21 protein-coding genes and 1 riboswitch are annotated in these 24,892 nt (G+C 62.1%); of the genes, 9 read left to right on the top strand and 12 right to left on the bottom strand.

What is annotated here, in order from left to right:
- Positions 1–260 precede the first annotated feature (260 nt).
- Genes EFD56_RS25560 through thiC form a run of 5 tightly spaced genes read right to left on the bottom strand, consistent with a single transcriptional unit; the run spans position 261 to position 4,659 of the window.
- Positions 261–875, bottom strand: coding sequence for a thiamine phosphate synthase (locus tag EFD56_RS25560; RefSeq protein WP_126906624.1), 615 nt, complete (start codon positions 873–875; stop codon positions 261–263).
- The gene (locus EFD56_RS25555) at positions 872–1,645 is read right to left on the bottom strand and encodes a thiazole synthase (RefSeq protein ID WP_126906623.1); all 774 of its coding nucleotides are present in this window, start codon (positions 1,643–1,645) and stop codon (positions 872–874) included. The genes EFD56_RS25560 and EFD56_RS25555 overlap by 4 nt, the downstream gene beginning before the upstream one ends.
- 1 nt (position 1,646) lies before the next feature.
- Complete coding sequence (gene thiS, locus EFD56_RS25550) at positions 1,647–1,844, bottom strand: sulfur carrier protein ThiS (RefSeq protein WP_004677275.1); 198 nt, start codon at positions 1,842–1,844, stop codon at positions 1,647–1,649.
- Positions 1,841–2,824, bottom strand: coding sequence for a glycine oxidase ThiO (gene thiO / locus EFD56_RS25545; RefSeq protein WP_064830261.1), 984 nt, complete (start codon positions 2,822–2,824; stop codon positions 1,841–1,843). The genes thiS and thiO overlap by 4 nt, the downstream gene beginning before the upstream one ends.
- A gap of 2 nt (positions 2,825–2,826) precedes the next feature.
- Positions 2,827–4,659 (bottom strand): phosphomethylpyrimidine synthase ThiC, encoded by a 1,833-nt coding sequence (thiC, locus tag EFD56_RS25540; RefSeq protein WP_126906622.1) that lies wholly within the window; start codon positions 4,657–4,659, stop codon positions 2,827–2,829.
- A gap of 95 nt (positions 4,660–4,754) precedes the next feature.
- Positions 4,755–4,886: riboswitch (TPP riboswitch) on the bottom strand.
- A gap of 572 nt (positions 4,887–5,458) precedes the next feature.
- Between thiC and EFD56_RS25535 the strand changes: the two genes are divergently transcribed.
- From EFD56_RS25535 to EFD56_RS25525, 3 genes are all read left to right on the top strand, one after another.
- Entirely contained in the window at positions 5,459–7,498 is a 2,040-nt protein-coding gene (locus EFD56_RS25535; protein ID WP_012489798.1) for an SPFH domain-containing protein, read from the top strand.
- 152 nt (positions 7,499–7,650) lie between these two features.
- Positions 7,651–8,919, top strand: a complete 1,269-nt coding sequence (locus tag EFD56_RS25530; protein WP_010025240.1) for a metallophosphoesterase family protein — start codon at positions 7,651–7,653, stop codon at positions 8,917–8,919.
- Positions 8,919–12,392: an ATP-binding protein gene (locus tag EFD56_RS25525; RefSeq protein WP_126906621.1), complete on the top strand. Its 3,474-nt coding sequence runs from the start codon at positions 8,919–8,921 to the stop codon at positions 12,390–12,392. The genes EFD56_RS25530 and EFD56_RS25525 overlap by 1 nt, the downstream gene beginning before the upstream one ends.
- A gap of 127 nt (positions 12,393–12,519) precedes the next feature.
- Here EFD56_RS25525 and EFD56_RS25520 read toward each other — a convergent pair whose 3' ends face one another.
- Together EFD56_RS25520 and EFD56_RS25515 are read right to left on the bottom strand one after the other, a co-directional pair.
- Entirely contained in the window at positions 12,520–12,942 is a 423-nt protein-coding gene (locus tag EFD56_RS25520) for a type II toxin-antitoxin system VapC family toxin (protein WP_012489796.1), read from the bottom strand.
- The gene (locus tag EFD56_RS25515; protein ID WP_012489795.1) at positions 12,939–13,193 is read right to left on the bottom strand and encodes a type II toxin-antitoxin system Phd/YefM family antitoxin; all 255 of its coding nucleotides are present in this window, start codon (positions 13,191–13,193) and stop codon (positions 12,939–12,941) included. The genes EFD56_RS25520 and EFD56_RS25515 overlap by 4 nt, the downstream gene beginning before the upstream one ends.
- Positions 13,194–13,368: 175 nt before the next feature.
- Here EFD56_RS25515 and EFD56_RS25510 point away from each other — a divergent pair, with 175 nt between their 5' ends.
- On the top strand, positions 13,369–14,283 hold the full coding sequence (locus tag EFD56_RS25510; protein ID WP_012489794.1) for an acetamidase/formamidase family protein: 915 nt from the start codon (positions 13,369–13,371) through the stop codon (positions 14,281–14,283).
- Between the two features lie 16 nt (positions 14,284–14,299).
- Here EFD56_RS25510 and EFD56_RS25505 read toward each other — a convergent pair whose 3' ends face one another.
- Positions 14,300–15,214 (bottom strand): proline iminopeptidase-family hydrolase, encoded by a 915-nt coding sequence (locus EFD56_RS25505; protein ID WP_210293742.1) that lies wholly within the window; start codon positions 15,212–15,214, stop codon positions 14,300–14,302.
- Between the two features lie 49 nt (positions 15,215–15,263).
- Positions 15,264–16,061, bottom strand: coding sequence for a helix-turn-helix transcriptional regulator (locus tag EFD56_RS25500; RefSeq protein WP_126906619.1), 798 nt, complete (start codon positions 16,059–16,061; stop codon positions 15,264–15,266).
- A gap of 128 nt (positions 16,062–16,189) precedes the next feature.
- On the opposite strand from EFD56_RS25500, the gene EFD56_RS25495 reads away from it, so the two are divergent.
- From EFD56_RS25495 to EFD56_RS25475, 5 genes are read left to right on the top strand one after another with little or no spacing between them, the layout of a single operon-like run.
- Positions 16,190–17,080 (top strand): proline iminopeptidase-family hydrolase, encoded by an 891-nt coding sequence (locus tag EFD56_RS25495; protein ID WP_126906618.1) that lies wholly within the window; start codon positions 16,190–16,192, stop codon positions 17,078–17,080.
- A 51-nt stretch (positions 17,081–17,131) separates the two neighbouring features.
- The gene (locus tag EFD56_RS25490; protein ID WP_004677300.1) at positions 17,132–18,070 is read left to right on the top strand and encodes an ABC transporter permease; all 939 of its coding nucleotides are present in this window, start codon (positions 17,132–17,134) and stop codon (positions 18,068–18,070) included.
- Positions 18,067–18,918, top strand: coding sequence for an ABC transporter permease (locus EFD56_RS25485; protein ID WP_126906617.1), 852 nt, complete (start codon positions 18,067–18,069; stop codon positions 18,916–18,918). Before EFD56_RS25490 ends, EFD56_RS25485 begins: the two co-directional genes overlap by 4 nt.
- Positions 18,915–20,624 carry a dipeptide ABC transporter ATP-binding protein gene (locus EFD56_RS25480; protein ID WP_126906616.1) on the top strand — a complete coding sequence of 570 codons (1,710 nt, stop codon included), beginning with the start codon at positions 18,915–18,917 and terminating at the stop codon, positions 20,622–20,624. Before EFD56_RS25485 ends, EFD56_RS25480 begins: the two co-directional genes overlap by 4 nt.
- A 19-nt stretch (positions 20,625–20,643) precedes the next feature.
- Positions 20,644–22,158: an ABC transporter substrate-binding protein gene (locus EFD56_RS25475; protein ID WP_126906615.1), complete on the top strand. Its 1,515-nt coding sequence runs from the start codon at positions 20,644–20,646 to the stop codon at positions 22,156–22,158.
- Between the two features lie 82 nt (positions 22,159–22,240).
- On the opposite strand, the gene yghU is transcribed toward EFD56_RS25475, so the two are convergent.
- From yghU to EFD56_RS25460, 3 genes are all read right to left on the bottom strand, one after another.
- Complete coding sequence (gene yghU, locus EFD56_RS25470) at positions 22,241–23,116, bottom strand: glutathione-dependent disulfide-bond oxidoreductase (protein WP_126906614.1); 876 nt, start codon at positions 23,114–23,116, stop codon at positions 22,241–22,243.
- A gap of 287 nt (positions 23,117–23,403) precedes the next feature.
- Positions 23,404–23,784, bottom strand: a complete 381-nt coding sequence (locus EFD56_RS25465; RefSeq protein ID WP_012489787.1) for a cupin domain-containing protein — start codon at positions 23,782–23,784, stop codon at positions 23,404–23,406.
- Between the two features lie 15 nt (positions 23,785–23,799).
- On the bottom strand, positions 23,800–24,891 hold the full coding sequence (locus EFD56_RS25460) for a Gfo/Idh/MocA family protein (RefSeq protein WP_012489786.1): 1,092 nt from the start codon (positions 24,889–24,891) through the stop codon (positions 23,800–23,802).
- Position 24,892: the final 1 nt, after the last annotated feature.

The raw sequence follows: 24,892 nt of genomic DNA, 5'->3' as shown, positions 1-24,892 counted from the left end.
TCGATCCGCTGCAGATCGCGCTCGCTCATCGCTATCAATCCCATCCGCAATCTCCCACGTCAGCAAATGCGGGGAGTGTGACATTCCAACTTTGCAGAAACAGGACATTCTAACTTTGCGGCTACAACGCGAATCTGGCATAATCAACATTATGGAACAAGAACTTTCCACAGCGATTCCAATACCTTGCGTCCATGAGCGGCAGAACATTGTCTCTGCCACACGTTTTCAGGTTTCAGCACTCAAACCACGGATGGTTATCATTTCACCGATCGCCAAGGCGCGGTCGCGGCCAGCCACTGTCGCGTGCGGGCCTCGGGATCCGGGTTGCGGGTGATATCGGTGACAACGGCAGCGCTATCGGCGCCGTTTTCCAATACCAGCGGCGCGCGTTCGGCGCTGATCCCGCCAATGGCAACAAGCGGCATCGGCCCGACACGTCGCCGCCAATCCGCAAGGCGTTCGACGCCTTGCGGCGCCCATTTCATTTCTTTGAGGATCGTGGGCCACACCGGCCCAAGGGCAACGTAGTCCGGCGCGGCGGCCAGCGCGGTTTCCAGTTCTGATGGATCGTGGGTGGAAAGGCCGAGCTTCAGGCCGGCACGGCGGATCGCATTCAGATCGGCGGCGGCCAGATCCTCCTGCCCGAGATGGATGAAATCGCATCCCTCATCGATCGCCAGCTTCCAGTAATCGTTGATGATCAATTGGCAGGCCGCTGCCGCGCAGGCGGCCTTCGAACGCCGGATCTCCTCACGAAGCACCGGTTCCGGCCGGTCTTTGATGCGTAGCTGGACGAGCTTGACGCCGAGCGGCACGAGACGCTCGATCCATTCGGCGCTGTCGACAATGAGATAGAAGGGGTCGAGCTTCATGAGAAGACGGCCTTTCCGATGACGGGAGTGGAGGGAACGGCCATGTCACGCGGCTCCAGCGGCACGGCGCTATGCGCGAGGCGGCCGGCATCGATGGCAAGTGCAAAGGCCTCGGCCATGGCGGCAGGGTCGCTTGCGCCGGCAACGGCGGTATTGAGAAGAACGGCGTCGTAACCGTATTCCATCACCGCGGCGGCATGAGACGGGCGGCCGATGCCGGCATCGACGATCAGCGGCACATCCGGGAAATGCGCCCGGAATGACCGCAGCGCCAACGGGTTTACCGGTCCCATGGCGGAGCCGATCGGCGCGCACCAGGGCATCAGAACGCAGCAGCCGGCGTCCAGCAGCCTTTCGGCGACGACGAGATCGTCGGTCGTATAGGGGAAGACCTGGAAGCCCTCCCCGGTCAGGATGCGTGCCGCTTCGACAAGGCCGAAGACATCGGGCTGCAGCGTATCGTGATGGCCGATCACTTCGAGCTTGATCCAGTCGGTGCGGAAAACGTCGCGCGCCATCTTCGCTGTCAGCACAGCCTCCTGCACGCTGTGGCAGCCGGCCGTATTTGGCAGCACGCGCACGCCGAGCTCGCGGATCAGCTCGAAGAAGGCGCCGCCCGCCTTGCCGCCGGCGGCCTCTCGCCGCAGCGAGACGGTAACAACTTCCGTCTTCGAGCGTCTCACCGCTTCCGCAAGGACGGCGGGGGACGGATAGCGCGCGGTGCCGAGCAGCAGCCGGGAGTGGACTTCAACATCATAAAGTTTCAGCATCTCAGCCTCCTTGCATCGGTGAGAGAATTTCGATGCGGTCGCCTTGGCCGAGCCTGAAATCGGCGCGGTCCTCGCGGTGCACCAGTTCGCCGTTAACCGCGGTTGCGAGCCACCCGCCCTCGTAATCGAGAGCCAGAAGCAGGTCTGCGAGCGTCGCGGCCGTGACCTCCTGTTCCTCGCCATTGATGATGAAGGTCATGACGCCCTCCTTTCCTGTGGTCCTTGTTCTGTGAGAAGACGCCGCGCCACCTCTCCGGCCATCGCCGGCGCCAGCAGAAAGCCGTGGCGGTAGAGGCCGTTGACATGGAGGGTGGATCCTTCCTGTGTCACACGCGGCAGATTGTCGGGATAAGCAGGGCGCACGCCTGCGCCGGTTTCCGTAACTCGGGCCTCGCCGAAGGCGGGATGCATCGCATAGGCGGCGTTCAACAACTCCATCAGCGAACGCGCGGTAATCGGGCCGGCATCGTCGCTTTCGATCATCGTCGCCCCGAGCATGAAGCGGTTTTTGTCGCGCGGCACGATGTAGATCGGGTGGCGTGGATGCAGCAGGCGGATGGGGCGGGAGAGACAGACCTCGCCTGTTTCGATGCAGAGCATCTCGCCTCGAACACCGCGCAATCCCGGCAGCCGGCCGATCTGGGCCGCACCGGTGCAGTCGATCACCCGGTCATGATCAATGTCTGCTTTGCCCGGGGAGCCAAAGAGGAGATGCATGCGTGCTTCCTCAAGGGCTGCAGCCAGTCCCGAGAGTGCTTGTCGCGGATCCAGATGCGCCTCCTGCCGGAAGAACAACGCGCGGCGGAAACGGCCGGCAAGGTCAGGCTCCAGCGCCGCGATCGCCTGCTCGTCCAGCCATTCCCATCCACTTGTTCGACGGGAAAAGCGCTCCAGTTCGCCGGCATCACGGCCGCCCGCCACGACAAGCGTTCCCCGGCGTTTGACATGACCGGGCAATGCCGCCTCCCACCAATCGGCGGCAAGGCGACCGAGCGTCAGCACCGGCTCCTCCGCGCTCTCCCGTTCGCACCACGGCGCCAGCATGCCGCCGGCAAAGCCGGAGGCACCAGCGCCGACCTTGTCGGCCTGCTCCGCAAGTGTGACGCGGAAGCCGTGGCGATAGAGCTGCCAGGCCACGGTGAGGCCGGCAACGCCGGCCCCTTTGACGAGAACGCGCATGGTCATTCTCCGGCGGGCGTTTTCGCGACCTCTGCGACCGGCATGTAGAGATCGCCGCCATCGCGGTACTTGGCCGCCATGGCTTCCAATCCCTCTTTCTGGGCTTCGGCGCGAATGTCGTGGGAAATTCGCATGGAGCAGAATTTCGGGCCGCACATCGAACAGAAATGCGCCACCTTGTGCGCCTCCTTCGGGAGGGTCTCGTCGTGGAAGGAACGCGCCGTATCCGGGTCGAGGGAGAGGTTGAACTGATCCTCCCAACGGAATTCGAAGCGCGCCCGCGACAGCGCATCGTCGCGAACGCGGGCGGCCGGATGTCCCTTGGCAAGATCGGCGGCATGGGCGGCGATCTTGTAGGTAATCACGCCGGTCTTGACATCGCTGCGGTCGGGTAGCCCCAGATGCTCCTTCGGCGTGACGTAGCAAAGCATCGCCGTGCCGAACCAGCCGATCATGGCGGCGCCGATGCCGGAGGTGATGTGATCATAGCCCGGCGCGATGTCGGTCGTCAGCGGTCCGAGCGTATAGAAGGGGGCTTCGCCGCAGACCTTGAGCTGCTTATCCATATTCTCTTTGATCTTGTGCATCGGCACATGGCCGGGGCCTTCGATCATCACCTGGCAGTCCTTCGCCCAGGCGATCTTCGTCAGTTCGCCGAGGGTTTCGAGCTCGGCAAATTGCGCTGCGTCATTGGCATCCGCGATCGACCCCGGCCGCAAACCGTCGCCGAGCGAGAAGGAGACGTCATAGGCACGGCAGATGTCGCAGATTTCCTCGAAATGCTCGTAGAGGAAACTCTCCTTGTGATGATGCAAACACCACTTGGCCATGATCGAGCCGCCGCGTGAGACGATGCCGGTGACGCGATTGACAGTGAGCGGAATATAGGCCAGCCGCACGCCGGCATGGATGGTGAAATAATCGACGCCCTGCTCGGCCTGCTCGATCAGCGTATCCCGATAGACTTCCCAGGTCAGATCTTCGGCAATGCCGTTGACCTTCTCGAGCGCCTGGTAAAGCGGCACGGTTCCAATCGGAACCGGCGAGTTGCGAATGATCCATTCGCGGATGTTGTGAATGTTGCGACCGGTGGAAAGGTCCATGACGGTGTCGGCGCCCCAGCGGATCGCCCAGACCATCTTTTCCACCTCTTCCGCCATCGACGAGGTGACGGCCGAATTGCCGATATTGGCGTTGATCTTCACCAGGAAATTCCGGCCGATGATCATCGGTTCGGATTCGGGGTGGTTGATATTGGCCGGGATGATCGCCCTGCCCTCGGCGACTTCCCGGCGCACGAATTCGGGCGTCACGAAATCCGGAACATGAGCGCCGAAGCTCTCGCCGTCGCGGGCGAGCGCCTCCTTCGCGGCCTGCCGGCCGAGGTTTTCGCGGACCGCGATAAATTCCATTTCCGGGGTTATAATGCCGGCACGCGCATAGGCGAGCTGGGTGACAGCGCGGCCGGCCTTTGCCTTTAGCGGCGTGTTGCGAATGGGAAATTCCGGCGTCAGCCGTTCGCCCGTGGCAAAACCATTGTCTTCAGGCTTCACCAGCCGGCCTTCATAGGTTTCAACGTCGCCACGCGCCCTGACCCAGGACTCGCGCAAACGCGGCAGCCCGGCGTCGATGGAAACCACATGGGCCGGATCGGTATAGGGGCCGGAGGAATCATAGACCGTGACCGGCGGCTCGCCGGAGGTCGGGTGAAGGCTGATTTCGCGCATCGGCACGCGCAGATCCGGATAGAGCGTTCCGGGTTTGACGACCTTGGTCGAGGCCGGAAGCGAGCCGGTGGTGACGACAGGAGTAAGCTGGGGTGCAACAATATTCATGGATGAGGCTCCAAGGTTTGACGTTTGGAGACCCAGTTCCAGTGTTGGAATGATGGAAAGACGCCATGCGCGACTAAGCGAAAATCCGCCCAACAGCCGCAGCGTCCGCACCGTCCCTACGCCAGTATGAACTGGATCAGGTTCAACGGGTCACCGCGCCACAACAGGCAAAGCCGTATTGTTCAGCAGAATCTCAGCCCCTTGCCGGGACACCCCTGGTGAATGGTCGTCATCAAAGACCGCCGCGGCCCTTGTGTCAAGAAGCTCTTTCGCGTTCCAAGGGAGCTGCAGCTGTCGCTAGAGGGGCGGTGTCAACCGATCTCTGAGCAACCTGCGGCCCAGATTGCGTACAAAAACAGCAGATGCGCTGAGGTTATTTCAGCAAGATTGAATAGTCGAAATAGTAAAATCACTGGAATCACCTATCCGATTTTCGCTTTACGCGTCTTTAAATCGATCGGTCTTGTCGCTAAGTTCACCAGCGTTATGTCTTTCAAGGCAACTCCAATGTGAGACCACTCACGACACGCCGTCCTCCGGTGGGGACTCGGGACGCGCGGTCATCTTTCCAGACAATGAGCAGCCCAGACGTTCGACGTCCTTGCCGCATGGTTCCTATAATCGCAATCGATTGAGGAAAGTCAGGCAGCAATGCACGTGCGACAGCCTCCTTTGCCCGTCTGACGGGCGACGGCGTGCTGCGTCGAGCGCATAGGCGCGCAATCTCCCCGTCTTATCAACCAACACCAACCGGGCGGCCATCGGGTGGACGAACCCGTGCGCCCATGCGAGAAAAAAGATGGAAACCGTGCAATATCTAAGCCCGATGGGATGGAAGGCGATCGGAATCGCCATTACGCTCATCGTGCTGGCAACCCTGTTCCGGTTGAGCGGCGTGATCCGCTATATCCCCAACGACAGGCTCGGCATTCTCGAAAAGCTGTGGAGTTTTCGCGGCTCCGTCGACAATGGCTTCATTGCGCTCTACGGCGAGGCCGGCTTCCAGCCGGACGTCGTGCGCGGCGGCCTGCATTTCTTCATGCCGTTCCAATATGCGATGCATCGCGCCAATCTCGTGACCATTCCGCAGGGCCAGATCGGCTATGTCTTCGCCCGCGACGGCGAGCCGTTGCCGCCGACCCAGACGCTTGCTTCGAACATCGACGCCGATGACTTTCAAGATGTGCGCGGCTTTCTGACAAAGGGCGGCCAGAAGGGTCCGCAGCGCAAGATCCTGCGCGAGGGCACCTATGCCATCAATCTAGCGCAGTTCATCGTGCTGACGGCGCAATCGACCTATGCCGTCAACCTGAACGCGTCGGAACAAAAACTGTTCGCCGACATGTCGACATTGATCACCGAGCGGAATGGCTTCGCGCCCGTTGTCATTCATGACGCCGAGGACCTGATCGGCATCGTCACCATCCATGACGGCCCGGCGCTGCCCGATGGCGAGATCATCGCCCCGACGGTTGCCAACAATCCGAAGGACCCGAACTTCCACAATAATTTCCAGGATCCGGAGAAGTTTCTCAATGCCGGCGGTTATCGCGGCCGGCAATTGCAGGTGCTTGCCGACGGCAGTTACTTCCTCAACCGTATCTTTGCGACCGTCGAACTCGTCGAGAAGACGATCATCGACGTCGGCACGGTGGGTGTCGTCGTTTCCTATACCGGCCGGCGAAGCGCGGATATTTCGGGCCAGTCCTATCGCCACGGTGAACTGGTCGAAACGGGCGCACGCGGTGTCTGGTCGACGCCGTTGCTGCCGGGCAAATATGCGTTCAACACCTATGCCGGCAATATCATCATCGTGCCGACCACCAACTTCGTGCTCAAATGGACGAAGGAACAGTTCGGCGAGCACAGGCTCGACGAGAATCTTTCCGAAGTGTCGCTGATCACCAAGGATGCGTTCGAGCCGGTGCTGCCGCTCTCGGTGGTCGTCCATATCGATTATATGAAGGCGCCCCTCGTCGTGCAGCGTTTCGGGGATATCAAACGGCTGGTCGAACAAACGCTCGATCCGATGGTCTCGGCTTATTTCAAGAATATCGCTCAAACCAAGACGCTGATCGAACTGTTGCAGGAACGCAGCGAAATCCAGCGCAAATCCGGTGATGAAATGCGCGAGAAGTTTGGCTCCTACAGCCTCGAGCTGCAGGAAGTGCTGATCGGTACGCCGCGGGCCAATAATGGTCAGAACAGCATAGAGCAGATCCTCATCCAGCTGCGCGAGCGTCAGATCGCTGTTGAAAAGGTCGAGACTTACAAATTGCAGGAGGCGGCGGCGATCCAGGAGCGCACCTTGCGCGAGAAGGAGGCGCTTGCTGAGCAGCAGGCCAAGATCACGACATCGGCGCTCACCATCGAGATCAGCGAAAACGAGGGCAAGGCGCAGCTCGCCCGCACCCGCCAGCAGGCGGAAACCATTCAGGTGACCGCCAAGGCAGAGGCTGAGAAGGTGCGCCTTGCCGGCCTCGGCGAGGCCGACCGGATCAAGGCCGTCGCGCTTGCTGATGCCGAACGCATCAAGGCGACGGGTCTGGCAGATGCCCAGAAGGTGCGCGCCATCGGCCTGGCGGAAGCCGAGGCGACGGAGAAGAAGGTCGCGGCCTTCGGCGGACCGGACTATCAGCTCAACTCACAGGTCCTGATGCGCTTCGCCGAAGCAATCGAAAACGGCAGGCTGCCGCTCGTGCCGCAGATCCAGGTCGGCGGCGGCGAAAAGGGCGCCACCAATGGTCTTGTGGAAATGATGCTGTCGATGCTGGTCGCCGATCGGCTGGGACCGCAGGGTGCGCCGGCTGCGGTGCCGGCCCCGATTGAGCAACATTGATTGTGGATGGGCCGGTTTGCCGGCCCATTTCGCTCGCGCGCCCTGGACGCGTGCTCCATATTCTCTTCCTCCCGGTCAGGTGACAGCGATCGCGCGTTCATCGGTCCGAGGGCACCCGCTCATCATTCTGTCGCAACGCGATTTCTGCATTCATGGCTTATCGTTTCGTCCACACTGCCGATCTCCATCTCGACTCTCCGCTACGGTCGCTGGCGCTTCGCAACGCCGAGCTGGCCGATCTCGTGAGCGACGCCAGCCGGCAGGTGCTGATCGCGATCGTCGACCTTTGCCTCGAGGAACAGGTCGATGCGCTGGTCATCGCCGGCGATCTCTATGACGGCGAGCAGACGTCGATGAAGACGGCGCGCTTCCTGGCAAGCCAGCTGGAACGGCTGCACCGGGCGGGGATTTGCGTCTTCAAGATCCGCGGCAATCACGATGCGATGTCGAAGATCGCCAGAGAGCTGGTGATGCCCGACACGGTGAAGGTCTTCGGCGGCCATGCCGAGACCGTGGAGGCGACGAAAGGCAGCCTGTCGGTTGCGATGCACGGTCTGAGCTTTGCCAAGCCGCAGGCGCCGGACCCGCTTCTGCCGAAGTTCAAGCCGCCGGTCGCAGGTGCCGTCAATATCGGCATCATGCATACGAGCCTTGCCGGATCCGCCGGCCATGATGTCTATGCGCCCTGCAACGTGCTCGACCTTCACGCCTCGGGATTCGACTACTGGGCGCTCGGGCATCTTCATCAGCGCAGCCAGTATCCCGGCACGGCGACGGTCATCATGCCCGGCATGCCGCAGGGCCGCGACATTAACGAGGCGGGCGTCAAGACGGTGTCGCTGGTGACCGTGGCGGACAACAGGACGGTGACGGTCGAGGAGCGGCGCACCAGCATCGCGCAGTTCGAGCGCGTCGATGTCGACCTCACGGGTGTCGACGATTGGCGTGATGCGGCCATGGCGATCGAAGCGGCACTCATGGGGCAGCGCGACCATACCGCCTCGCCGCATCTCGTCGCGCGCCTCAGGCTTTCCGGTCGCACGCCGCTCTCCTGGCAGCTTCGCCGCGATATCGACCTCATGCAGGCGGAAGCCGAGCAGCGCGGTGACCGCATCGGCCGGACCTGGATCGAGAAGCTGGAGCTCGCCTTAGAAGCGCCGGTGCCCCTCGCCGACGAAGCAGTTGCCGATCCCGTCATCGAGCTCGGCGCGCTGATGCGGGACGATGTCATCGCCCGCAGCGGGTTTCGCGACGATGTCAGGGAGATGGTCCGCGACCTGCTCGCCGACCTGCCGCCCGAGAGCCGGGCATTTGCCGGGCATGACGAGGCGGGTTTCGAACGCTTCATCGACAGCCTTCTCGCCGATGGCGCCGAGGATATCGCCGCCCGGATGAAGGCCGCGGAGCGGGGAGACAGCTGATGCGCCTGCGCCGTCTCGACCTCGTCCGTTATGGCAAGTTCACCGACCACTCGATCGATTTCGGTGCGGCCCGCACGGGTTCGCCGGATCTGCACATCGTTTACGGCCTCAACGAAGCCGGCAAGTCGACCACCTTCGCCGCCTATCTCGATCTGCTCTACGGCATAGGCGAGCGCAGCACCTACAATTTCCTGCATCCCTACAATACGATGAAGGTCGGTGCGCGGCTGGAATTCGGTGGCGCGGAGCACGAGCTGGCGCGGCTCAAATTGCGGACCGGCAGCCTCGTCGATGATCGGGGACAGGCTGTGAACGAGGCGCTGCTTGCCGGCGCGCTCGGCGGCGTCGGCCGCGAGGCCTATCGCACCATGTTCTCGCTCGACGACCAGTCGCTCAAGGAAGGCGGCAACGCCATCATCCAAAGCAAGGGCGAGCTCGGCGAGTTGCTGTTCTCGGCAAGCTCGGGCCTTGCGGGCCTCAGCCGTTCGCTGGTGATGGCGGTCGACGAAGCCAATGGGATCTACAGGAAGCGGTCGTCAAGCACGAAGCTTGCGGAACTCAAACGCGCGCTCGAAGCGCTGAAGGCCGAGCGCAATGCCATCGACACGCTTGCCTCCACCTATTCGGGCCTGAAATCGACCCACGAGCAGGCCGACGCCGCCTATGCCGCTACGACGCGGGAACTGGCCGCGGCCAAGGCCCGGCACCAGGAGCTGACGCGCCTTCTCGGCGCCCTGCCCGCGGCGCTGGAACTCCGGCGGCTGGACGCCGATGCAGCCGGCATGGGCGATCTGCCGCGGCCGCCGTCCGAATGGTTCACACTGCTGCCGAAGCTTTTCCACGACGAGACGCGGCTGCAGGCGCTTGTCGATACCGCCGACCGCACGCTGCGCCAGCTTGCCGACGAGATCGAAGCGATCATGATCGACGACAAGGCGCTGGCGGTCGCCGCCCATATGGACCTGCTGGATCAGGGCCGGGCGCGCTATCTCGCGGCTGAGAGCGACCTGCCGAAACGCCGGCTGGCGCTGGCTGAACAGGAAGGCGTGCTGGTGCGGCTGCTGGTCGATCTCGAGCAGCCGGGCCATGCGGCGCCCGAGGCGCTGCTGCTGCCCGCCTCGCTGATCGGCATCATTCGCGATCTCATCGAGCGACGTTCCGGCGTCGAGGTGAACCTGGCTGCCGCCAGGCGCGAACTGGTGCGGGCGCGCGAGAATCGCGAACGGCTGAACAAGGAAGGTGGCTCGCAAGATGGAGCCGCGGTCCTCGATCCCGCGCATCTCGGTCGCATCGAGGCCGCGCTGAGCCGGCTGACCGGGTCTGATCTCGCAATGCGGCTCACCATGGAGGAACGCGCGCTCGCGCAGGCGAAGCGAACACAGGAGAAGCAGTTCGCACAGCTTGCGCCCTGGACAGGTAATGCCGTCGCCCTGCAACGGACAGGCGCGGCGGAGCCTCGGCAGGCCGAGGTCTGGCGTGGCCAGGCGATTTCGATCGACAAGCGGATTACCGATCACGAGGCACGGCTGCGCGATCTCTGCACCGAGCAGGCGCTGACCAAAGCCCGGATCGCGGCCTTCGTCGCCGGTGGTTCGATCGACGATGCCGAGGCCGCGAGGCTGCGCGACGAACGCGATGCCGCCTGGCAGGCGCATCTTGCCAGCCTGGATGCCGCCACCGCCCGGACATTCGAGGAGCGGATGCGCCAAGACGATGTGGTATCCGCCGGCCGGCTGTTTCGGGCGCAGGAACTGGCCGAGCTGCGCCAGCTCCGCCTGACCGAAGCGGCAACGGCGGCAGCGATCGAACGGCAAAGGGAATTGCTTGCCGAGGCGCGCACCGAACATGATGGACTTGCCGAGCGCATCCGTGGCCTGCTGCCCGAGGCAATCGAATATGACGCCGAAGCTGCGGCGCGCATTGCAACACTTGAGGCATGGACCACCAAGCGAGCCGCGGCGCTGGCCGCCTGGGACGATCTGCAGCGGGCCGAAGAGGCGGTAGAGGCGCTTCGCGGCGAACTGGACAGCCATGCCGCCGCGCTTGCGGCGAGCCTTGCGGATGCCGGCCATGGTGACGCCGACGATCCGCCGGTCGCCGCGCTGATCCAGGCGGCGAGCGATATGCTTGCCGCCGGCAAAGCCGAACAGGCGGCGCGGCAGGCGCACGAGAAGGCAATCGGCGATCTCGACCGCGATGTCAGGGAACGCGAGCGCGACCAGCAGGAGGCGGAAGCCGCGGTCGCGGCCTGGGACCGGGAATGGGCTGAGGCGCTGTCGCGAACCTGGTTTGCCGACAAGACCGGCTCGTTGGCGGCCGTTCGCGCCGTGCTGGATGCGCTCGGCACACTGCCCGCCATCCTGAAGGAACGGGATGACCTCGCAAGCCGCGTTGCCGCGATGGAGCGCGACCAGGAGCAATTCCGCGAGGATATAGCAGCTCTTCTCGCAGATTGCGGCCTCAGCCGATTGGCATCCGATACGCTCGCCTCGGCCAATGCGCTGGTGGAACGCCACGAGGCGGCGCGACATGCCGCACAGCTTCGAGCAGACCGGCAGGCGGATATCGAAAAGCATTTGGAGAAACGCCGGGCGCTGGAGGAAGAACTGGCCGTTCACAATGCCCGCAAGAACGAACTGACCGGCTATTTCGGCACGGACTCGCTTGCCTCAGTCGAAGCATTCCTCAATCAGTCGCGAGAGCGAGACCGGCTGGAGGCACGCGCCGCTACCTTACGCAGCCAGATCATCGATGCTTTGCGCGCGGCAAGTTTTTCCGAGGCCCAACGTCGCCTTGCCGATATCGACGCCGCCGCGGCCGAGCGTGATGCGATCGAGCTCGGCGCCCGAATCGAGGATCTCACCGAGCGGGCGAAGCTTCTCTATTCCGACGTGTCGCTGGCGCGGCAGAAGCTCGAAGCCGTCGGCGGAGACGACGCGGTGGCCCGGATCGAGGCCAAACGCCGAACCATCTTCCTCGAGATCGAGGAACTGGCCGTGCGGCATCTGACGCTGCGCGCCGGCACGCTTGCGGCCGAACAGGCGCTGCACATCTATCGCGAAAAACATCGCAGCTCGATGATGAACCGCGCATCGCAAGCTTTTCGCCTGATCACCGGCGGCAACTATTCCGGCCTGACGACCCAGCCCGACCGGGACAAGGAAATACTGATCGGCGTCTCACGCGACGGTGGCTCGAAGCTTGCGGACGCGATGTCGACCGGCACGCAGTTCCAGCTCTATCTCGCGCTTCGCCTGGCTGGCTATGAGGAATTCGCAGCGCTTCGCCCGCCCGTGCCCTTTGTCGCCGACGATATCATGGAGAGCTTCGACAATCCCCGCTCCGAAGAGGTTTTCCGCCTGCTCGGCGCAATGGCAAAGGTCGGACAGGTCATCTACCTCACGCATCACTGGCATCTCTGCGAGATCGCGCGGCGTGTCGTCCCTGATGTCACCATACACCAGCTGCCATGACCGGGCGCTAGAGCATGATGCCGAAAAGTGTGAGCGGTTTCGGACGACATCATGCTCTAACGCTTTAATTCAGAACAGGATTCAGATTTTAGGCCGACCGGGTCTAAAATCATCCTGTTCTAAGACATCAACCCTGCCACGGATCCAGCACGACAACGCTCGCGCCTTCGAAATCCCTGATATCGCGCGTAACCACGGTCAGGCTGAGAACCAGGGCGGTTGCGGCAATCAGGGCATCGGCTTCATTGCGCCGATCCGGAATATGCAGATGCGCGCAGCGTGTCGCGATCGCATCATCGATCGACAGGATACGGCCGGCGAATGCCGGCCGCACCTGGTTTTCCAGCCATGCCCGCAGGCGAGCACCCTGCGTCGCATCGCGACGCTGCACACCGAGTATTCCACGCTCCAGTTCCAGGATCGTGATGGCGGAGATGCATAAGCCCGTGATGTCTTGCGCCCCGGCCCAGGCGACCACATTGGCATCGGCCTTGCCGTCTCCGACCTTGCGCAATTCGGAAACAACGTTGGTATCCAGCAAATATTTCAAGAGAGATCGACCCCGCGCGGGGCGATCTCAACACGGAGCGGGTCGAAGTCAATATCTGACAAACCAGGCATGGAGAGAGCATCGATGAGGCTGCGGCGCTTGCCGGTAAGACGCTCGAATTCGTCATAGGTCATCAACACGTGGGATGGCTTCCCACGATCCGTAATGATGACCGGACCATTTTGCGCCGCCCTTTTTGCCCTGCTCACATCGTGATTGAGTTCGCGGCTGGAAAGACTTGTCACGTTCATAACGCATCTCCATGTAGGTACTTACCTACATATAGTATAGAGTGGATGCAAGGCAAGTCAGATCGCATGCCTCGCGCGTGTTGGCTTCCCAGGTAATCTCTGATCTAGTCTGGACCGTCCGCCGGGCAGACCAGCCGCGGCCCTAGCATTCGAAACGAGCGAGAGCTGTATTCTCATGACCACTCACCGCTTCATTCCGACGCGCTTTCACAATGTTCTCGGCTCACTTGCGCCGGCGCTGCATATTGCCGACGGCGATACCGTCGTCACTGACACGCTCGACGCCATCGGCTTTGACAAGGACGGCATCCGGCGGACATCCGGTCCGAACCCGATGAACGGCCCGATCTTCGTGGATGGCGCCGAACCCGGAGATGCGCTGAAGGTCGAGATCATCAGCATGGTTCCGACCAGGGGCACCGGCTTTACTCGGAGCATCGTCGCGGCCAATGTTATCGATCCCGAATCGGTTCGCGACCTGCCGCCGCGGGACATGGCGATCTGGTCCATCGACCGGGAAGCACTGACCGTGCGGCTGTCCGAGCCGGTTGCCGGCCTCGAAAATTTCATTCTGCCGCTCGCCCCGATGATCGGCTGTTTCGGGGTGGCGCCCAGCCTCGGTCAGGCGATCTCGACGGCGACCAGCGGCGAATATGGCGGCAACATGGATTATCGCCTGTTCGGCCCCGGCACGACCGTTCGTTTTCCGGTATCGGCTCCAGGCGCGCTGTTCTTTCTCGGCGATTGCCATGCTGTGCAGGGCGATGGTGAGATCGTCGGCACCGGCGTCGAGACCACTTTCGAAGTCACGGTTCGGCTGACGGTGGAAAAACAGGCCGGACTGGTCTGGCCACGCGGAGAAACTGCTGAAGACATCTTCACCATCGGCAATGCCCGTCCCCTCGATCAGGCGCTTCAGCATGCCACCAGTGAAATGCTGAATTGGCTGGCCTCGGATTACGGCCTCGACAGAACGGCGGCAAGCCATCTGCTGGGCCAGGTGGTGCGTTATGATGTCGGCAATGTCTTCGATCCGGCCTATACGATGGCCTGTCGTGTCGCGAAGAAATGGCTGGTCCGCCGATCGTGACGAGCCGGCATCTGCTTCAGTCGTATCGCGACAGAAAGCCGGAAACGGTCGCCAGGCAAAGCTGCTTTTCCTCGACATGCGGCATGTGGCTGGAATTTTCGAAGAGCACCCATTCGCAGCCGGGAACGCGCTCGAGGTAGGGCTTTACCACCAAGGGCGTCGCCTCGTCATATTTCCCCGAAATCAGCAGCGTCGGCGCCCCGATGCGGTCGAGCCGGTCTTCGATCGTCCAGTCCTTCATCGTGCCGATGACGTGAAACTCGGTTGGGCCGTTCATGTTGCGGTAGACGGTATTGTCCTCGTCCATGATCGCAAAGGTCCGCGCCACTTCCGGCGGCCATGGAACCACCCGGCAGACATGGCGGTCATAGAAGACCCGTGAAGCGGCGATGTAGTCAGGATCGGTGAGACTTCCCGCCAGCTCGTGTTTGAGCAGCCTGTGCTGCACCTCTTTCGGCAGTTCCTGCCTCAGCCGGTTCGCTTCCGAAACCCAGGTGTGCATATTGGCCGGCGAGTTGGCGATCACGAGGGCCTTCAGGCCTGGCGGCCGGCGCACCGCATGTTCGGCGCCGAGCATGCCGCCCCAGGACTGGCCGAGGAAGGCATAACGATGCCGGATGCCTATATGGGTAAGCAGCGCGTCCAGCTCTTCAAGAAACAGGCCGACCGTCCAGAAATCCGGGCCCTTTTCAGGAAGCCGGGTGGAATTGCCGTTGCCGAGCTGGTCGTAATGGATGACCGGGCGGCCGTCGAGGGCAGCGATATCTTTGAAGGAATCGACATAATCATGCGTGCAGCCGGGTCCGCCATGGGCGACGACGAGGGGCAGCTTGCCGCTCTCCAGCGAGCCGGTGATGCGATACCAGGTGCGATAGTCGCGAAAGGGCAGATAAGCTTCATTCGTCGCGATTGCGGTCACCGGCGTCTCCATCTCTGGTCTGTTGAAGACCATAACGCGGCGGTAGCGGCGACGGCAGCTATCACAAGTTATAGGGTGGCCAGGTCTGGGTCGGCCGCTCTTCGAGCAGGCGGTAATGGGTGGCGCGCACGACGGCCTGTGTGCGGTTGCGGGCGCCGAGTTTCTTTGCCGCCGCATTGAGATGCATGACCACGGTCGGCACCGAACGGTCGATGATCCGGGAGATTTCCTTGGCCGAATAACCTTCTGCCGAATGGCGCAGGCATTCGCGTTCCCGCTCTGTCAGCCGGACCGTGCCGACGCTCCTCGCCTTCCGGTCGAAAAGCGAATAGGCGGCCTCGTGGAAGACATGGGCAAGCAGGTTGAAGTCGGCAATATAGCGCAGCGCATGCCGTTCGAAATCGTTGTTGCGGCCGAAGCGGATGCCGGTGACGGTGGCATAGTCGCCGCGTGGCATGTGAACCGGGACGGTGACGCCGGTCGACATGTCGCGTTCGCTCAGATAGCGCGTCACCGGGGCGGTATCCTCGCTCATGAAGCCCTTGATCAGCGTGTCGGCATTGGGATCGTAATTCCAGAAGAAGGGTGCGGAGGTGCGCAGCGCCACCTGTTGGACCGGATCGATGCGGAAGTACCCGCGATCGAACCAGTAATCGTGCATGTCGTCCGAAATGTTCCTGAGCTTCAGCAGCGACGGTATCATGATCGCGCCGTCGAGATCGTAGGGCACCGGCGTATAGTCGTAGATAAGCGCCTCGAAGCCGATCTGCTTCATCGCCTCGAAGGCCTGGTCGATCCGGCCGTCCAGCGTTTCATGCGCCGTAAACTGCCGTCTGATCGTTCCGATGTCGTCAAGCATGCGCTGCTCCGGTTTCGACGTGGCGCCCTACCCTATCACTTCTTATAGCTGGCACGGAACGCGATTTCCGGTAAAAAATTAACCACGCCCAAATATTGAGCAAGTGAAACCTTCTGCCGGAGCGGTCAATGTGGCGTGAAATACAGCCGGACGAGCGATTCGAGATCGATGTCGATGGCTATCGCGTCGTTGCCTACAGTTTCGGGACCGGCAGCGAGACGATTTTCTGCCTGAACGGCGGGCCGGGTCTGCCCTGCGATTATCTGCGCGAGGCGCATTCCTGTCTCGTCGAAAAAGGTTATCGTGTTATCGCTTTCGACCAGCTCGGCACCGGCGCTTCCGACCGGCCGGACGATCCCTCGCTCTGGACGATCGGCCGTTATGTCGAAGAGACGGAAACGGTGCGCAAGGCGCTGGGGCTCGGCAAAGTCCACATGCTCGGCCATTCCTGGGGCGGGTGGCTGGCGATCGAATATGCGCTGACTTACGCTCAGAACCTCAAGACCCTGATTCTCGAGGATACCGTCGCCGACATGCCGCATCTGATCTCGGAACTGGAGCGGCTGCGCGCGGCACTCGGTCCCGAAACCGTCTCGATGATGCAGAAGCACGAGGCGCAAGGCACCTATAATCATCCCGAATATCTCGCCGCCGTCACCATCCTCAACTACCGCCATGTCTGCCGTCTTCAGGAATGGCCGGCGCCGGTCCGCCGCTCGCTCGACGACTGGAATATGGCGCCCTATGAGACGATGCAGGGGCCGAACGAGTTTCTCTATATCGGCAACCTCAAGGACTGGAACCGCATTGCCGATCTGCCGCGGCTGACGCTGCCGGTGCTGATCACCGCGGGAGAGCATGACGAGCTGACACCGGCCTGCGCGCTGAGGATGAAGCTGGCGCTGCCGAATGCCGAGCTCAGGGTGTTTGCCAATGCCAGCCATATGCCCTTCTATGAAAACCCGCAGGATTTTTATCCGGCGCTTCTCGATTTTCTGGCCCGGCACGAGGCAGGCTGATGCAAGAGGGAGCGGACCGGAGCCGACGAAGTCAAAGGGGCGATCGCCATCATGCATCGCTATAAATTCGTTCTGACGCGACCGTTGCAGTTCCTGCCCGTCATTTTCGGCATCAGCGTCATCACTTTCATTCTGGTCCGCCTGATCCCCGGTGATCCCGCGCGCAACATCCTCGGCACGCGCGCGACGCCGGCAGCCCTTGCCAGCATCCGCGCCCAATATGGCCTCGATCAGCCGATGTGGCTGCAATATCTCTACTTCCTCAAGAACCTCGCCAATGGCGAGATGGGCAAGTCGATCCTCTATAAAGTCGACGTGCTGAAGCTGATCGTCACCCGCATCGAGCCGACGCTGGCGCTCGTCGCCTCCAGCGTCGTGCTGTCGGTGCTGATCGCGGTGCCGCTGGCGGCAATCGCCGCACGCAATGCCGGCCGCGCGTCGGACCATGCGGTGCGCATCGTCTCGACCTTCGGCATCGGTTTTCCTCCCTTCTGGCTGGGACTGATGCTGATCATCCTCTTCAGTGTCGAGCTCGGCATGCTGCCGGTTTCGGGCTACGGCGCGACCATCGGCGACAAGCTTTCCCATCTTGTGCTGCCGAGCCTGACGGTGGCGCTGTCGCTCTCGACCGTTTTGACGCGAAGCCTGCGGGCGGCGATGATCGAAGCGCTGAAGTCGGACGTCGCAACGGCGGCGCGCGCCCGCGGCATGCCGGAAGGCATCGTCTTCTGGCGGCATGTGCTGCCGAATTCGCTGGTGCCGACGATCAACCTGCTTGCCGTCAATATCGGCTGGCTGATCGGCGGCACGGTGGTGGTCGAGAGCGTCTTTGCGCTGCCCGGCATGGGACAACTGCTTGTCAGGGCGATCTTTTCGCGCGACTACATGGTGGTTCAGGGCGTCGCCATGGTCTTTGCCTGCGCCACGGTGTTCATCAATTTCATCGCCGACATCGTCACTGTCGCCGTCGATCCGAGGGTGAAGTTATGAGCGTCGAGTCGATCGTGCCTGCATCGCCCGGCTGGCGCCGGTTTTTCCGCCGGCGGCTGATGCTTGCCGTCGGTGCCGGCCTGCTGCTGTTTTTCGTCCTGCTGGCAGTCGGCGCGCCCATCATCGCGCCCTATGACCCGATCATACAGAATGCCGAAGTGCGGCTGCAGGCGCCGTCATTGCTTCACCCGTTCGGCACCGACAATTTCGGCCGCGATATCCTGTCCCGCGTCATCTGGGGCGCGCGCATCGACCTGCAGATGGCGCTGATCGGCGTCATCTTCCCCTTTCTGATCGGCACGACAGTCGGCACGGTCGCCGGCTTCTTCGGCGGTATCATCGACGCCCTGTTCATGCGCTTAGTCGATATCATCCTCGCCTTCCCCTTTCTCGTGCTGATGCTGTCGATCATCGCGATCCTTGGTCCCGGCCTCGGCAGCTTCTACATATCGATGGCGCTGGTCGGCTGGGTGTCCTATGCGCGGCTGATCCGGGCGCAGATGCTGGTGCTGAAAAGCAGCGACTACGCCGTTGCCGCCGTCAGCCTCGGCTTCAGCCGCCCACGCATCATGTTCCGCCACCTGCTGCCGAACGCGATCGCCGGGTCGATCGTCTTTTCAATGTCGGACGCGACGCTGGTGCTGCTCAGCGGCGCCGCCGTCAGCTATCTCGGTCTCGGCGTACAGCCGCCGATCGCCGAATGGGGCGTGATGGTTGCGGAAGGGCAGAGTTTCATCACCACCGCCTGGTGGATCACCCTGTTTCCCGGCCTCTCCATCGTCTGCCTCGCCTTTGGTTTCAGCATGCTGGGCGATGCTCTCGGCGAATTGCTGGGGGTGCACGAATGAGCGGCTCGCTGCTTTCCGTCCGCGATCTGACTGTCAGGGCGCATGCCGAACCCGGTCCACGCACGCTGCTCGACGCGGTGTCGCTCGATCTCGGCAAGGGTGAGGTCCTCGGTCTCGTCGGCGAGAGCGGTTCGGGCAAGAGCCTGCTCTGCCGCTCCCTGGTGCGGTTGCTGCCCTCGTCGCTCCTGAAGATCGAAAGCGGATCCGTGTTGCTCGAAGGACGCGACCTCATGCGGGTCGACGACGGCGAAATGCTGAAGGTGCGCGGCGGCGAGATCGGCATGATCTTCCAGAACCCGACCAGCCATCTCGACCCGGTGATGCGGGTCGGCGAGCAGATCGCCGAGGGCATCCGCTATCACGAGGGGCTCGGCGCCCGCGAGGCCCGCACCGCTGCGACGGATATCCTGGCGCAGGTCGGCTTCCCCGATCCGAAGCGTCAGTACGACAGCTATCCGCACGAATTTTCCGGCGGCATGCGGCAGCGGGCGATGATCGGCGTGGCTTTGTCCTGCAACCCGAAGATCCTGATTGCCGACGAGCCGACGACGGCGCTCGATGTAACCATCCAGGCACAGATCCTGCGGCTGCTGATCGACATTCGCGACCGGCGCGGACTGTCGATCATTCTCATTACCCATGATCTTGGCATCGTCGCACAGACCTGCGACCGCATTGCCGTGATGCGCGGCGGCAAGCTGATTGAAGCGGGGCCGAAGCGGGCGATCCTGGCACGGCCGCAGCATCCCTATACAGTCAGCCTAATCGACAGCCATCCTTCGATGTCAGCCGAGACTCCCACGTCGTCGCCCGAGGTTGCGGTCGCCAACCAGACGGCGCGACCACTGCTTGAAATCGACGATCTCCATGTGCAGTTCAGAGCCGGCGGCGGCCTGCTGAAGGGCGGCGCCAAGACGGTCAGCGCGGTTTCCGGCGTCAGCCTGCAGATCATGGCCGGGGAGACGGTCGGCATCGTCGGTGAATCCGGCAGCGGTAAGAGCACGCTTGCCCGCGCCGTGCTTGGCCTTACACCCCTTTCCTCCGGTCATGTCACCTTCGAGGGCGTCGATCTGGCGCTGCAGAAGGGCGCGGGCCTGGCAAAACTCAGGCGCGAAACGGCGATGGTTTTCCAGGACCCCTATAACGCTCTCAATCCGCGATTGACGATCGGTCAGATGCTTGCCGAGGTCCTCCAAGTGCAGGGCAAGGTGGCCAAGGCGGATATCCCGGCGCGGATCGACGCTTTGCTCGATCTCGTCGGCCTCGAACGCGAATTTGCCGGCCGCAAACCGCGCAGCATGAGCGGCGGCCAGTGCCAGCGTGCCGGCATCGCCCGGGCGCTCGCCGTCGACCCGAAAATGATCATTGCCGATGAATGCGTCGCCGCTCTCGACGTGACCATTCAGGCGCAGATCATCCAGCTCTTCCGCGAACTCACCGCGAAAATGAACCTGACCCTGATCTTCATTGCCCATGATCTCGCGATCGTCCGCAATCTCTGCGAACGCGTGGTCGTCCTGTATCGCGGCGAGATCGTCGAGGAAGGCCGCTGCGAAGAGGTGTTCGCGCGGCCTAGGCATGCCTATACGGCGGCGCTGATCGCCGCCATTCCCGACATCGATCCCGACAAGCCGCTGCTGCAGGGCGCCGGCGGCAAGGAGGATCTGCAATCGATACCGATCCAGCCCATCAAACGCATGCCATAACAACGAAGGGAACGAACTCATGACAAACAGGTGGAAATCAATCGGGCTCGCAGCCTTGCTCGCCGGCCTGGCGCTCAGCGCAAGCTATGCCGACGCCGCCGGTGTACTCACCATCGGCCGCCGCGAGGATTCGACGACGTTCGATCCGATCAAAACAGCCCAGAACATCGACAACTGGGTATTCTCAAACGTCTACGACGTGCTGATCCGCGTCGACAAGACAGGCACGAAGCTGGAGCCCGGTCTTGCCGAAAGCTGGACGGCCGCGGATGACGGCCTGACCTACACGTTCAAGATTCGCGACACTAAATTCTCGGACGGTTCGCCGCTGACGGCGGAAGACGCCGCTTACAGCCTGCTGCGGATTCGCGACGACCCTGCTTCGCTCTGGAGCGATTCCTACAAGGTGATCGATACGGCGGTGGCCACCGACGCGCATACGCTGACGATCAAGCTCAAGAACCCGTCCGCGCCGTTCCTGTCGACGCTGGCGCTGCCGAACGCCTCCGTCATCTCCAAGAAGGGCATGGAATCGCTGGGGGCGGATGCCTACGGTGAAAAGCCGATCGCATCCGGCGCCTTCGTGATCGAGGAATGGCGGCGCGGCGACCGGATCATCCTGAAGAAGAACCCGAATTTCTGGCAGGCCGACCGCGTCAAGCTCGACGGCGTCGAATGGATCTCGGTGCCCGACGACAATACCCGCATGCTGAACGTCCAGGCCGGCGAGCTGGATGCAGCGATCTTCGTGCCCTTCTCCCGGGTCGAGGAACTGAAGAAGGATCCTAACCTCAAAGTCGCTATCGACGCCTCGACGCGTGAGGATCATTTGCTGATCAACCATGCGCATGGCGCGCTCGGCAAGAAGGAAGTCCGCCAGGCGCTGGATCTTGCGATCGACAAAAAGGCGATCGTCGATACCGTCACCTTCGGCCAGGGCACCGTCGCCAATTCCTACATTCCGAAGGGTGCGCTCTATTATTACGCCGACAATCTGCAGCGGCCTTATGATCCCGCCAAGGCCAAGGAGATGCTGGCGGCCGCCGGCGCATCCGACCTGACGCTCAACTATCTGGTGCGCGCCGGCGACGAAGTCGACGAGCAGACGGCCGTCCTGGTTCAGCAGCAGCTGCAGAAAGCCGGCATTACCGCCAACCTACAGAAGGTCGATCCGAGCCAGGAATGGGACATGACGGTTGCCGGCGACTACGACATCTCGGTCAACTATTGGACGAATGACATTCTCGATCCGGACCAGAAGACCACCTTCGTTCTCGGCCACGATTCCAACAACAACTACCTGACGAACTACAAGAACGAGGCGGTGAAGGAGCTGGTCGCCAAGGCTCGCCTCGAGCTCGACCCGAAGAAGCGCGAAGCGATGTATGTTGATCTGCAGAAGATGGCTAAGGACGACGTCAACTGGATCGATCTTTACTACAGCCCCTATATCAACGTTTCGCGCAAGAATATCGAGAACTTCTACCAGAACCCGCTCGGCCGCTTCTTCCTGGAGGATACGGTCAAGAATTGAGTTCCGCCAGCATCAATGCTCCGTCGCCGTAAAGGCGGCGGAGCTTCATTTGTTGCTGCGGCAAGTGGCTGGGGCAGCTTGGTTACTCGGCGGCCGCGAGCTTGTCCTGCGTTCTCGTGTCGAAGTCGCTGGCCTCGTGACGCTCGTGCAACTGGCTCGAAGGTTCGCCGGAAAGACGGTTCACCATCCGGCCGCGCTGTACGGCCGGACGGCTGTGGATGAGGTCGGCCCAGCGCTCGACGTTCTTATAGTCCTCGACTTGCAGGAACTCGGCTGCACCATAGGTCCAGCCTTTCACCAAGCCGCCATACCATGGCCAAATGGCAATGTCGGCAATGGTGTACTGGCTGCCCGCCACATATTTGCTTTCGGCCAGGCGGCGATCGAGCACGTCGAGCTGGCGCTTCACCTCCATGGCGAAGCGGTCGATCGCATATTCGATCTTCGTTGGCGCATAGGCGTAGAAATGGCCGAAGCCGCCGCCGAGGTAGGGGGCACTTCCCATCTGCCAGAATAGCCACGACAGGCATTCGGCGCGCTCGCTTGGCTCAGTCGGCAGGAAAGCGCCGAATTTCTCGGCGAGATAAGTGAGGATGGCGCCGGATTCGAAGACGCGGATGGGCTTTTCGCCGCTGCGGTCCATCAACGCCGGGATCTTGGAGTTGGGATTGATCTTGACGAAATCGCTTCCGAACTGGTCGCCATCGCCGATCCGGATCAGCCAGGCGTCATATTCGGCACCGCTATGGCCAAGCGCCAGCAGTTCCTCGAGCATAATCGTGACCTTTTGGCCGTTCGGCGTGCCGAGCGAATAGAGCTGGAGCGGATGACGGCCGATCGGAAGCTCCTTCTCATGCGTCGGCCCTGCAATCGGACGATTGATGTTGGCGAACTGGCCGCCATTCGCCTTGTTCCAGGTCCAGACTTTCGGGGGTATATAATCGGAAGAACCGCTCATCTTTCAAACTCCTGGCATTGATCGGACAGAGCGGCAGCCATCGGCTGGCCACCGCATTTTTCCTGACATAGCAGAGGCGACGCGGTTTGTCAGAGGTGTCGCGGCGGCTTCACACAATCGTCAGAATATTAGCAAATGCAGGAGAATGGCCGTCTCAGGGCTCCGCTTCGGCAAGACGCCTGCCCATCACGGCCGAAAGCAGATGGCCCTTGGGCAGGTTCATTGCCGGCATGCCAATGGTCAGATGTGGTGAAGCGCAATCGGCGCAATATATTTCCCCCGTTAGCTCAGGCCGCCCTCTCGCCTTCATGATTGATAGCCGTCCTGGTGCCGGAGGAGAACATGATCAGGGCAAAGAGCGGTTCGGCACCGAGGGCACGGGCCCAGTGACGGACATTGCGGGGAATGCGGATGGCATCGCCGGCTTCGAGCCGGTAAAGCGCGTCGCCGAGCTTGTGTTCGCAATGGCCGGAAACAACATAGAGAATCTCCTCGCAATCGGGATGGGAATGCAGCTGGTTGCGCTCGCCGGGATTGATGCGGCAGGTGCCGAAGGTCATCTCGGCGCCGGGCGTGCCGTCGCCGGTGATCTTCCAGTTGAGTTCGCCCCAGCTAGTCGGCATGAATTCGCCGCCGGCTTTCCTGAAAATGACATCTGTCTCGGTCAAGGCCGTCTTCCCTGTTCAGAAATGGGTGGTGACGCCCGCATCCGCGCGTCTATAAAAGTCGAAGAGCTTCATGATCTCGCGGGCGATTTCCAGCGTGCCCCGGCTGATTGAGGTACCGGCGAGGATCGCATCCGTCAGATGCAGGATTTCGGGCACATAGCCGAGATAGAAGAGGTTGTTATTGTAGAGCTGGCCGAGCGAATGCTCCGGCTCGTAGATAAGTGCGGCGTTCTCATCCGGCTGGATGAAGCTTGCGGCGCGGCCATAGGACGGCAGGTCCGCCTTGCGGAAATAGGTCAGCCGGCTGCCGTTTTCGACAATCGCATTGGCGCCCTCGCCGATGATCTCGATCCGCTCGAAGATGCTGCCGCCGGATTGGCCGGCGGCCAGGTGCAGCGTGCCGATCGCGCCGCAGCGGAAGCGCAGGCTGGTGACAGTCGCCCCCGACAGCGCTTCCCATTCGTAGCTCGCGCGTTCGATCTCGCCGCCGAGGAAATTGAGGATCGCCCCCGGATGATAAATGTGATCGAGGAAGCTCTGCATCCTGACGAGATCGGCGCGGTCCTCGGGGCTCGGCAGGCTCTGGGGATAGCGGACATTGATCGAGGTCAGCCGGCCGAAACCGGGCGAACCGATCAGATCCCTGAGCTTCTCGATCGTCGGGAAGAAGGTCTTCTTGAGACCGGTCATCACCATGCGGCCGGCCGCGGCACTGGCCGCCCGCAGCCTATCGATGTCTTCCATGGTCGCGGCGGTCGGTTTTTCCATCCAGACATGCGCGCCCGCGGCGAGCGCATCGAGCGCCAGATCCGTTGCCTGCACCCGGCCGTCGGGATGGTAGGCGGTGACGAGAAAGACCAGTTCCGGCTTTTCCTGCTCCAGCATGTCGCGGTGATCGGTGTAGGCTTTGCCGGCGCCGAAGAGCTTGGCGAATTTGTCGGCGCGGCCGAGGTCGAGATCGCAGATGCCGGTGAGCTCGACCGGCGCATACCGCAGCGCCGGGTAGATATTGCGGTAGGCATGGCCGCCGGCGCCGATAAAACAGGCCTTGATGCGGTGATCGAATTCGAAATTGTAGCGGATTTCCCGCTGGACGTGATGCGACATG

The organism is Rhizobium phaseoli (genome assembly GCF_003985125.1).
GTDB lineage: Bacteria > Pseudomonadota > Alphaproteobacteria > Rhizobiales > Rhizobiaceae > Rhizobium > Rhizobium phaseoli.
This window is presented reverse-complemented; position numbering and strand designations above follow the sequence as displayed.